At 56.2% G+C, this 9,312-nt stretch carries 10 protein-coding genes and 1 riboswitch; of the genes, 2 read left to right on the top strand and 8 right to left on the bottom strand.

The window, feature by feature from the left end; translation table 11 throughout:
• Nucleotides 1-60 precede the first annotated feature (60 nt).
• Complete coding sequence (gene ptsP, locus PA598K_RS19945; protein ID WP_128658717.1) at nt 61-1,797, top strand: phosphoenolpyruvate--protein phosphotransferase; 1,737 nt, start codon at nt 61-63, stop codon at nt 1,795-1,797.
• A 128-nt stretch (nt 1,798-1,925) separates the two neighbouring features.
• Nucleotides 1,926-2,074, top strand: a riboswitch (adenosylcobalamin (AdoCbl) riboswitch).
• 94 nt (nt 2,075-2,168) lie between these two features.
• Nucleotides 2,169-3,155 carry an S-layer homology domain-containing protein gene (locus PA598K_RS19940; RefSeq protein ID WP_128658651.1) on the top strand — a complete coding sequence of 329 codons (987 nt, stop codon included), beginning with the start codon at nt 2,169-2,171 and terminating at the stop codon, nt 3,153-3,155.
• A gap of 134 nt (nt 3,156-3,289) precedes the next feature.
• Here PA598K_RS19940 and PA598K_RS19935 read toward each other — a convergent pair whose 3' ends face one another.
• From PA598K_RS19935 to PA598K_RS19900, 8 genes are all read right to left on the bottom strand, one after another.
• Nucleotides 3,290-4,099 (bottom strand): ABC transporter permease, encoded by an 810-nt coding sequence (locus tag PA598K_RS19935; protein ID WP_128658650.1) that lies wholly within the window; start codon nt 4,097-4,099, stop codon nt 3,290-3,292.
• On the bottom strand, nt 4,096-5,046 hold the full coding sequence (locus PA598K_RS19930; protein WP_128658649.1) for an ATP-binding cassette domain-containing protein: 951 nt from the start codon (nt 5,044-5,046) through the stop codon (nt 4,096-4,098). Before PA598K_RS19930 ends, PA598K_RS19935 begins: the two co-directional genes overlap by 4 nt.
• Before the next feature lie 18 nt (nt 5,047-5,064).
• A complete protein-coding gene (locus PA598K_RS19925; protein WP_128658648.1) occupies nt 5,065-5,892 on the bottom strand; it encodes an NAD(P)H-binding protein in 828 nt (275 codons plus the stop codon).
• A complete protein-coding gene (locus PA598K_RS19920; protein ID WP_128658647.1) occupies nt 5,889-6,809 on the bottom strand; it encodes a helix-turn-helix transcriptional regulator in 921 nt (306 codons plus the stop codon). Before PA598K_RS19920 ends, PA598K_RS19925 begins: the two co-directional genes overlap by 4 nt.
• Nucleotides 6,810-6,940: 131 nt before the next feature.
• The gene (locus tag PA598K_RS19915; protein WP_128658646.1) at nt 6,941-7,180 is read right to left on the bottom strand and encodes a bacteriocin immunity protein; all 240 of its coding nucleotides are present in this window, start codon (nt 7,178-7,180) and stop codon (nt 6,941-6,943) included.
• Between the two features lie 114 nt (nt 7,181-7,294).
• Nucleotides 7,295-7,624, bottom strand: a complete 330-nt coding sequence (locus tag PA598K_RS19910; protein ID WP_128658645.1) for a zf-HC2 domain-containing protein — start codon at nt 7,622-7,624, stop codon at nt 7,295-7,297.
• A complete protein-coding gene (locus tag PA598K_RS19905; RefSeq protein ID WP_128658644.1) occupies nt 7,621-8,097 on the bottom strand; it encodes an RNA polymerase sigma factor in 477 nt (158 codons plus the stop codon). The genes PA598K_RS19910 and PA598K_RS19905 overlap by 4 nt, the downstream gene beginning before the upstream one ends.
• A gap of 169 nt (nt 8,098-8,266) precedes the next feature.
• Complete coding sequence (locus PA598K_RS19900; protein ID WP_128658643.1) at nt 8,267-9,301, bottom strand: hypothetical protein; 1,035 nt, start codon at nt 9,299-9,301, stop codon at nt 8,267-8,269.
• Between the last annotated feature and the right edge of the window lie 11 nt (nt 9,302-9,312).

Raw genomic sequence — 9,312 nt, 5'->3', positions numbered from 1 at the left:
GAGACGACCGGCGCGGACGGGAGCACAGTGCCTGCCATCCGCGAGACGACCGACGCACCCATTATCTCCTCGCCTGCCGACCATGCAGCCAGTGTAGACGCAGCTGCCGGGCCGGCCTCGGATGCAGCGCGCGTAACCGGGCTAACGTCCCTCCAGCACGAGCAGACGCATAGCGAGGCCGAGCTGGCGCTGCTCCAGCAAGCCCGGTCGCGCAGCGAGGCCGAGCTGCTGGCGCTCGCCGAGCGCACCCGGGCGACGCTCGGCGAGGAGCAGGCCGGCATCCTGAGCGGCCAGGCGAAGTTCCTCGCCGATCCGGCCTTTTATCCGCCGATGGAGAAGAAGATTCGCGAGGAGGGGGTCAGCGCCAGAGAAGCGGTGCAAGCGATCGTCACTCACACCGCAGGCCGCTTCGAAGCGCTGAATAACCCCTACATGCAGGAGCGAGCAGCAGATATCCGCGACCTCGGTCAGCGGCTGCTCTCCCAACTCTCGGAGGATGGCGGCGGCGTGCGGCTATCCGATATCCGGGAGGAGGTCATCCTCGTCGCGCATGATCTGGCTCCGTCCGACACCGTCCAGCTCGACAAGCGCTATATCCTCGCCTTCGTCACCCGCGCAGGCGGCAAGACGTCGCACACCTCCCTGCTCGCCCGCTCGCTGGGCATCGCTGCGGTCGTGGGCGCCGGGGAAGCGGTCGGCGATATCGCCGATGGCGACCAACTCATCGTCGACGGCGATGAGGGCGTCATCATCGTCCAGCCGGACGAAGCGACGCTCGCAGAGTATCGTCAGCGGCAAACGGCTGCCGAGTACGAGGCTCGGGAGCTGGAGGCCTACCTTGGCCAACCGGCGATCAGCCGGGATGGCGTCACCGTTGAGCTGGCCGCCAATATCGGCACCGTCCAGGAGGCCGAAGCCGCCGCCGAGTTGCAAGCGGAGGGGATCGGTCTGTACCGGACCGAGTTCCTGTTCATGGAGGCCAAGCAGTTGCCGTCCGAGGAGGAGCAGACTGCCGCCTATCGCGCGGTGGCGGAGCGCATGGCAGGCAAGCCCGTCATCATCCGCACGCTCGATATCGGCGGCGACAAGGCATTGCCCTACCTGCAGCTGCCTCGAGAGGATAATCCGTTCCTCGGCTACCGCGCCATCCGCATCGGCCTCGATCGTAAGGAGCTGCTGCTGACTCAGCTACGCGCAATCCTGCGGGCGAGTGCGTATGGGCAGCTCAAGATTATGTTCCCGATGATCTCCGGCCTGTCCGAGTGGCGGCAGGCGCGGGCGCTCTACGAGCAAGCTCGTGCCGAGCTGGAGGCGGAGGGCGTGGCGATCGCCTCGCCTGACGAGCTCGAGGTCGGCATCATGGTGGAGATTCCGTCGGCGGCGCTGCAGGCCGACCGGTTGGCGCGGGAGGTCGATTTTTTCAGCATCGGCACCAACGACCTGGTACAATACACGCTCGCCGTCGACCGGATGAACGAGCATGTCGCCTATCTGTACGATTACTTCCACCCGGCCGTGCTGCAGCTGATTCGGCGTGTCATCGATGCAGCTCATCATGAGGGCAAATGGGCTGGCATGTGCGGCGGCATGGCCGGCGATCCGCTCGCCGCGCCGCTCCTGCTCGGCCTCGGCCTCGACGAATGGAGCATGGACGCAGGCGCGATCGTACGCATCAAGCGCGCGCTGGCCTCGCTAGACAGCGGCGCGTGTCGTCAGCTCGCCGACGAGCTATTGGCGCTGGACACGCCGCAGGAGGTGCGAGCCGCGCTCGCCCGACACCAGTTCGAGGCGCAGTAGCCATCTCCTGACCAACATCAACTCGGTAAGGCCACGCTACCAGCGCTCGTCTGACTGGATCAACCTCGATGTCGTCTGTCAGCACCATGCGCCGCTCGAAAAAAACAGTTGCCAAACCAAAATCTAGCTTTATACTAGAACATGTCGTGTGAGACGGAAGTCCGGTGAAAATCCGGCACGGTCCCGCCACTGTGATAAGCCGCTCCAAGGCTTAAGTCAGGTCGGTCTCGCGTGACGTTAGCTACCTGTTCCTTCGCGGTTAAGGCAGGGCTCGCTCGCGCATGTTCTTCGTATGCTCGCTACCCGAGCCTGCTCCTTTCCACGGAGGAGGCTTTTTTTACATACTTTTTTAGAGGAGAGAGGGATCAAGCATGAAGAAGAAATGGTTGTCCGGATGTCTGGCGCTGCTGCTGATGCTGGCGACATTCGGAGGTACAGGTGTCGTATTCGCAGAGCAGACCGAGACTCCGGCCGCAACGGCTGACGGACTATGGACCGCCGAGGTCGAGATCGTCTCGCCGGACCTTGAGCATGAGGGTCTGCCCTTCGTCGCCACTGTCGAGTTCGAGGAAGGCGCCAATGCCTTCGATCTGCTGCTCGCAGCTGTCGGCGAGGAGAATGTGCAATATACGGTGCACCCTGAGTTCGGCCCGTTTATCGAGGGCATCATGGGTCTGGAGGGCACGGCCAGCGACTGGTGGATGTTCAATGTGAACGGAGAGGCCTCGATGGTCGGAGCCGGCTCGTACCTCGTCGAGGACGGCGACACGTTGCAATGGGAGTATTTCGTGGATGATTCCGCCGAATGGGAGGTATTCGCATTTGCCGACCAGGATAAGGTATCGCCATGGGCGCAAGAAGCGACCCAGTGGCTCGGCTATTTTAACATCATGTCCGGCAAGCCGTCCGGCGACAGCTTTCTGTTCGACCCGAAGGGGACGACAACCCGCGCAGAGTTCACCAAGCTGCTCGTCTCGATCCTCTATGAAGATCCGTCCGGGGCAGAAGCAGCCGGATTTACCGACGTGGCAGCAGGTGCCTGGTATGCCGACTACGTGAACAAGGCCAAGCTGGAAAACCTGATCGGCGGTTATGCCGACAACACCTTCAAGCCAAGTGCGACGATCTCGCGCCAGGACGCGGCAGTCATCCTCGCCAGAGCCTTCGAGCTCAGCCCGTCGGCTGAAGCGCCATCGTTCGGCGATGTGACGGCTGCTTATGCCAAGGACGCCATTGCGGCAATCGCCGAAGCTGGCATCATGGAAGGCTACAACGGCGCTTTCCGCCCGCAGGATTCGATCACTCGCGAAGAGCTGGCGGTTGTCACGCTGCGACTGTTTGAGGTATTTGGCGAATAGACAAGCGATGCCTACGCAAAGACGCTCTCAGCCCACATTTCTCGTGGGGTTGAGAGCGTCTTTTCCCTTAGCATGGGACTGACCTTGAGCTTTTACCTATCTTCAATCTATTCCAGAGCTCTGCCCCATCCCTCCTAATGCAATTGTCTTTTCAAGTAAAAGTAGATAGACAGCGGGGCGAACACCGCAATCAGCAAAAGGCCGATGCCGATGCCCGCCGCAAGGTCGACTGCTCCCGCCGTACCGTGAAACAGTGCACGTGTCAGCGCAACAGCGATACTGATCGGGTTGGCATCGACCGCCACCTGCAACCAATGCGGCATCGTGGAAGTGTCGACGAGCACGTTGCTGGCAAAAAGGAGCGGGTACACGATCATCATGCTCGTGCCCGATACCGTCTCTGGCTGCTTGACCAGATTGCCGATCAGCGCAAACACCCAACTGACACTATAGGCAAAAAACAAAACGTATAGCGCCGCCAGTACAGCGCCGACGACACCGCCATCCGGCCGAAATCCAAGCGCAAATCCCATTGCCAAAACGGTGAGCAGCCCCGCCAGATACCTCAATCCATCGGAGAAAATCGCTCCAAAGAGGGCCGCAGGTTGCCAGAACGGCAACGTACGGAATCGATGGTAGACGCCTCTGCCGATATCTGTGCATAGCGTCGTGCCGCTATACACCGTCATCGGCACCACGGTCAGGACGAGGATGCCCGGCAGCAAATACTGAATATAGCCGTTAACGGAGCCGGCCATCGCTCCACCGAATAAGAAAGTGAAGATAAGCAGCATGATGATCGGCGACAACACTGTCTCAACAACTAGGCCGAAGCTATTGTTGCTCATATGCTGCAGTGTTCTACGCATAAACAGCATCGTAGCTGCCAGACCGCTCGGACTTCGCCGCGGCTTGCGCACTCCAGAAGCCTGTGCGGAAATCATGATGCCACCTCTTTGCCTCGCGCAGCGGTCAGTGCGAAATACACATCGTCGAGGGTCGGCTCGCTTAATGCGAAATCGTCGATCGCCGTCGCGTGATCAAACAACGTGCTGATGACGACATGCGCAAGCGCGGCGTCCCGTACCGCCATCCTCACAACCTGTCCGTCTTCGTCCTCATAAGCTTTCAGCCCATGCTCGCTTGCGAGCAGCTTGCAGATGTCGCCCGGATCGGCTCCCTCCGCTGGCCTGATCGTCAGCGTCTTGCTGCCGATCGACGCTTTGAGGCGCTTCGGTGTGCCTGTGGCGATAATTTTACCTTGAGCGATGAACCCGATACGATCGGCTAACTTGTCGGCTTCTTCCAGATACTGTGTCGTCAAGAGCACGGTCGTCCCATTTTTCACTAGGCGACGTACCAACTCCCACAGCTCACGCCGGCTTTGGGGATCAAGCCCGGTCGTGGGCTCATCGAGGAACATCACCTCAGGTTGTGAGACGATGCCTGCGGCGAGGTCCAGACGTCTACGCATACCGCCGGAGTACGAGCCGACGGACCGACCGGCCGCATCCGTCAGCCGGAATGATTCGAGCAGCTCCGCCGCAAGCGCGCGGGATTCCTTGCGCGTATAGCCATGAAGTCCGGCGAACAAGGTCAGGTTTTGCCAGCCGGTAAGCGACTCGTCCAGCGCCGCATACTGGCCCGTTACGCTGATGCGCCTTCGCACGTTGACAGCTTCCGCCACGACGTCGCAGCCGCAGATGCGCGCCGTTCCTCCATCCGGCAGCAGCATCGTGGTCAACATCTGGATGGTTGTCGTCTTGCCGGCGCCATTCGGCCCGAGAAGCGTGAACAGCTCCCCTTGACGAATCGCCAGATCTACACCGCGCACCACCTCATGCGCTCCAAACGATTTACGCAAGCCTTGCGCTTCAATGGCGTAGGTCATCGTCAGCCCCCTTCCTCTTCACAGAAACTCCCGCTTATGCTCGATTGCCCACTCGGCGAACGTGCGGGCTGGCCGCCCTAACACCTGCTCAACCGTCGGCAGTACGGTGTAGCCCTCCTCCGGTGGATTTTTGGCGATCTGTACGAAAAACTCGACACTCTCCTCGTCATAGCCCTCATCCCGCCATCTCTGCCGCGTCTCTTCCTCCGTCAACTCGACGAACGGGATGTCCTTGCCGATCGCCGCAGCGATGGCGCGCACCGCTTCCCGGCGCGTCAGCGCTTCAGGCCCGGTCAGCGGATAGCTTCGGCCGTGATGGCTGTCGCCCAGCAGTGCTTCGACAGCGATGGCGGCGATATCCCCTTCATGGACTCGCGCGCTCAGTGCATCCCCATAAAATTCACGCACGACGCCTTCTGTACGGATCGTCTCCCGCCAATCCGTCAGCACATTGGCCATAAATTCGGCCGGCTTAACCAGCGTCCACTCCATGGCGCTGGCCCGCAATGCTTCCTCGACTGGACCTTCCTCAAAGCCGACCAACACGACAACGCGCTTTACCCCGGCCGCTTCCGCCAGCGCCAGCACTTGCGGGTCCGTGTTGAGGTCGGCGTTAGGCTCGTCGCTGGAAACGATCAGGAACATCGCTTTCACGCCTTGTAACGCATCCTCCAGTGTGTCCGGCTTCATCAGATCTCCCATCGCGATCTCGACACCTTCCGGCAGCTTGGCTCTCGCCCGTTCCGGATTTCGCGTTAACGCCCGCACCAAAGCCCCCCGCTGCACGAGCAGCTCCGTCACATGTTGTCCGACCGTTCCTGTTGCCCCTGTCACTAAAATCGTCATGTCGCATCTCCTTCTCGTTTTTTGGCATAATGTCGGCGAATGGCTTCGATGTAGGTGATCACGTCGTCTTGCAGTTCGTCCGGCGACACAATATCGACGTTCGTCCCGTAGCTGACGATGACTGACAGCGCGTACTCTTTCTTGTAAAAGACCGTCCGAACCTCAATGCAATTCCCCTGGTATGTGCATTCGCCCGGAAACTGCTCCAATACACGTATGCGCACCGACAGGTCAAAACGAAGATGGGCGAATATCCCTTGCAAATCCTCTGGCTCCAACTCGTCCGTAATCGGCCGGGGAGCAAAGGTTTCGTCCAATACTTGCAACCGATCGATCCGCGATACTCGGAAATACCGCTTCGCCCCGCGCCGCCGGCAGTATGCTTCCAAGTACCAGACGCCTTTCTCCCATAGCAGATTCAGCGGCTCCAGGCTGCGCTCGGTCGCCGATCCGGATGCGCTCGTGTAAGCCATCTGAACGACGCGAGATTGCCGGATCGCCCGAAAAAGCTCTTCCACGATGTGCCGCTCTTGCTCTGGCACACTTATACCGAGGAGGACCGCTTTTTGGCCTCCTTCGTCCGCCAGCCCCGGATGCAAGCTCGCCAGCTTCCGCATCGCTGGCGTCACAGCGCCGCCCATCGTCTCTTCCATCGCCTTCAATAGCGAGTAGATCACCGACAAGTCATCAACAGAAAAGTATTGCCGAGTCAGGAAAAACCCGTTCATCAACTCGAATCCGCCGTCCGCACCGGTGAACGATGCCACCGGAATACCCGCCTGATTAATCAACTCAACGTCGCGGTAGACGGTGCGAACCGATACCTCGAACTTGTCGGCCAGTGCCGTTGCGGTCACCCGTTTTTTGGCCATCAGTTCTAGCGTGATCCCAAGCAAACGATCCAGTCTCGTGGCCATCGCCCCCTCTGTCAATGACCCCGTCGAGGTCATCTCTAATTTCTATCCTAATCCAATAATCCTGACAACAAGGTTGTCAGGATTATTGGATGCATCAGAACTATTTTTATTCCTGTAGCCACCGATCTCATTTAACTTGCATCGTTAGCAGGCGGCGGCAATATGATCGGCCGATAATCGAGCGCACGCTCCACGATCTCCTCTGCCGTAAGCTCCTCCTCCGGCCAAAAGATGAGATCGGTCACCGATGGATGAGGCACATGTTGACGCAGCTCATCGATCATCGCGTCGATTTCTTCCTCTGTCCCTGCATCGTTCATAATCTTATCGACTAGCTCGACCAGTTCTTCTTTAGAGCGCAAATGATTCACCGCCTGAATTATTCATTAGATAGATCCAAGTAGGATGATTTATACCACTTATTATCATAGCTGCGTATTTTGCCGTCAACAACCTCTCGATCTGGCCGGAGGCAACCAATACGATCAAGGTTTGGGAACGACTTTAAAATCCAAAAGGCTGTAACCAATCAACACAACAAGGACGATGATTGCTAGCGTAAGCAAACTGCCCTTGACCAACGATTTCATCATGCCTTTCTTCCATCGTATGGACAGGTTTTTAACCGCCTCGGCCTCATACATATTTTGCTTTGCATCGTTCAGCGGCAGCCTTTGGGTCATTGCCTCCAGGTCGGCCCTGCAGCTATCGCAATAGGCGAGATGCTCTTCGACTAGCGCCTTGCTGTCGTTGCTGCACACCCCATCATGATAGAGAGGCAACAAATCCCTGATGATTTCACAAGATATTTTCATTTCATGGCCTCCTGTAATTGTCTTTTTGCCCTGTAAAAAATCAGCCTCGCCCAGCTATCGGTTTTTCCGAACAACTCGCCAATTTGAGCAAAGGGCAGCTCTCCGAATACCCGCAACGTAAAGACCTCTTTGTACGGCTCATTGAGATGATGCAGCAGAACATGCAACCTTCTTGAAGCTTCTTTATCCAGCAAGTTGCTTTCCAAGTCGGAGGCCGGGTCCGGCAACTCAGCATCTATACCGTCAAGCACCCGCTTTTGTTTTTTGTAAAGCGAGAAGTATGTATTTTTGGCAATCTGGCAAAGCCACACATATAATTTACAGCTTCCATTGAACTGATCGATATTTCGCAAAGCCTTAAAGAAGGTTTCCTGCGTAATCTCCTCCGCCATCGCTTCGTTCCTGCACAGGTTCAAGACAAATCGATAGACATCGGAAAAATGCTCCGCATAGATGTCGCCGAATTCCGTCACTTCCTCACCTCCCGTAGATAAGACATCGCCCGACGCAAAACGTTTCAACCTTATTATAACGAATTCAACTTATAACGAAGCCAACGCAAAACAGGGCGGTCCAGAAAGTCAGTGAGAAACTGACCGTTGGACCGCCCCTTTGCAGGAGATGTATCGATTGAACGAACACTCATATTAAATCTCTCTTCCTGAAATACGAGACGGTTAATCCACTCATAGCAGTTAAAGAGGCAATGGACACTCCGACACCGATACATTCAAAGTTCGGCCATAGAATGTCTGCGTAGCCATCTGTGAACCACTCGCCTACATTCAGCCACAACACTACAGGAGTAAGATTAAGCGCACTCCTCAAGGTTGAACCATATGGAAACAGCGGTTCAGTAACTACCATCATTCCTATCGCGACAACAGCAGTAATCACCGCTCCATAACCACTGCGTACAAGCGTTCCAACTGCATAACCCAATAGAACGAAGCACAAAACAACTCCCGCCGATATGCCCAGGCTTGCCCAAACAAGCTCCAAAACACTAAAGCTGTGCCAAGTAATAAAAGGCTTATCATATTCATAAACTGCTCGATTAAACATACTCGATACATTATCATTCCAAACACTTGTCAAGTCAAACCTTGAAACGAACAATAGGAGCGAAACGCCGAATATGACGACAAAGAACGCTCCACCGGCAGTTAAGGATGCAAAAAATTTGGTGCGTAGAATATTTCTACCTAACTTTGAACCATAAATAATGCCCTCCGTGTGTCTAGCGCTCTCATAACCTGTACTCATTAGCGCGACAAACAATGCAAGCAGACAACTTTCTGCAACCATCGCCCGGAACAGTTTCTTAAACAACAGATTGTGAAAATACGGTGTATTTGCCCCGAAATAAGTAGAGAGGCTTTCGTTTCGCTCTGCTTTTTGGTCAATAACCGGCTGTAGTTTTTCATATTTCCGAATCACGTTTTGCTCATACTCACCAGATAATTCGTGTCTATCAATGTACCGCTTGGCTATTATCCCGACCGCATCGAATCCGTCAAAAATGTCCGTCATTCCCGTAGTATCCACTTGAACATCAGCCAAGCCGTCCTTGTCGCTTGTAAAGATGATCAATCCATTGAAGATCAAACACAAGAAGCAAAATCCGATAATAACAGGTGCCGTGATTAGTTTTTTCAGTTCATACCAATACAACATCTCTCTTCACC

Origin of the sequence: Paenibacillus sp. 598K (genome assembly GCF_003851045.1) — a bacterium.
Classification (GTDB): domain Bacteria; phylum Bacillota; class Bacilli; order Paenibacillales; family Paenibacillaceae; genus Paenibacillus_D.
This window is presented reverse-complemented; position numbering and strand designations above follow the sequence as displayed.

Coding starts and splice junctions, on each gene's coding strand:
- PA598K_RS19940 (WP_128658651.1), top strand. CDS start 2,169: ATGAAGAAGAAATGGTTGTCCGGATGTCTGGCGCTGCTGCTGATGCTG.
- PA598K_RS19935 (WP_128658650.1), bottom strand. CDS start 4,099: ATGATTTCCGCACAGGCTTCTGGAGTGCGCAAGCCGCGGCGAAGTCCG.
- PA598K_RS19930 (WP_128658649.1), bottom strand. CDS start 5,046: ATGACCTACGCCATTGAAGCGCAAGGCTTGCGTAAATCGTTTGGAGCG.
- PA598K_RS19925 (WP_128658648.1), bottom strand. CDS start 5,892: ATGACGATTTTAGTGACAGGGGCAACAGGAACGGTCGGACAACATGTG.
- PA598K_RS19920 (WP_128658647.1), bottom strand. CDS start 6,809: ATGGCCACGAGACTGGATCGTTTGCTTGGGATCACGCTAGAACTGATG.
- PA598K_RS19910 (WP_128658645.1), bottom strand. CDS start 7,624: ATGAAAATATCTTGTGAAATCATCAGGGATTTGTTGCCTCTCTATCAT.
- PA598K_RS19900 (WP_128658643.1), bottom strand. CDS start 9,301: ATGTTGTATTGGTATGAACTGAAAAAACTAATCACGGCACCTGTTATT.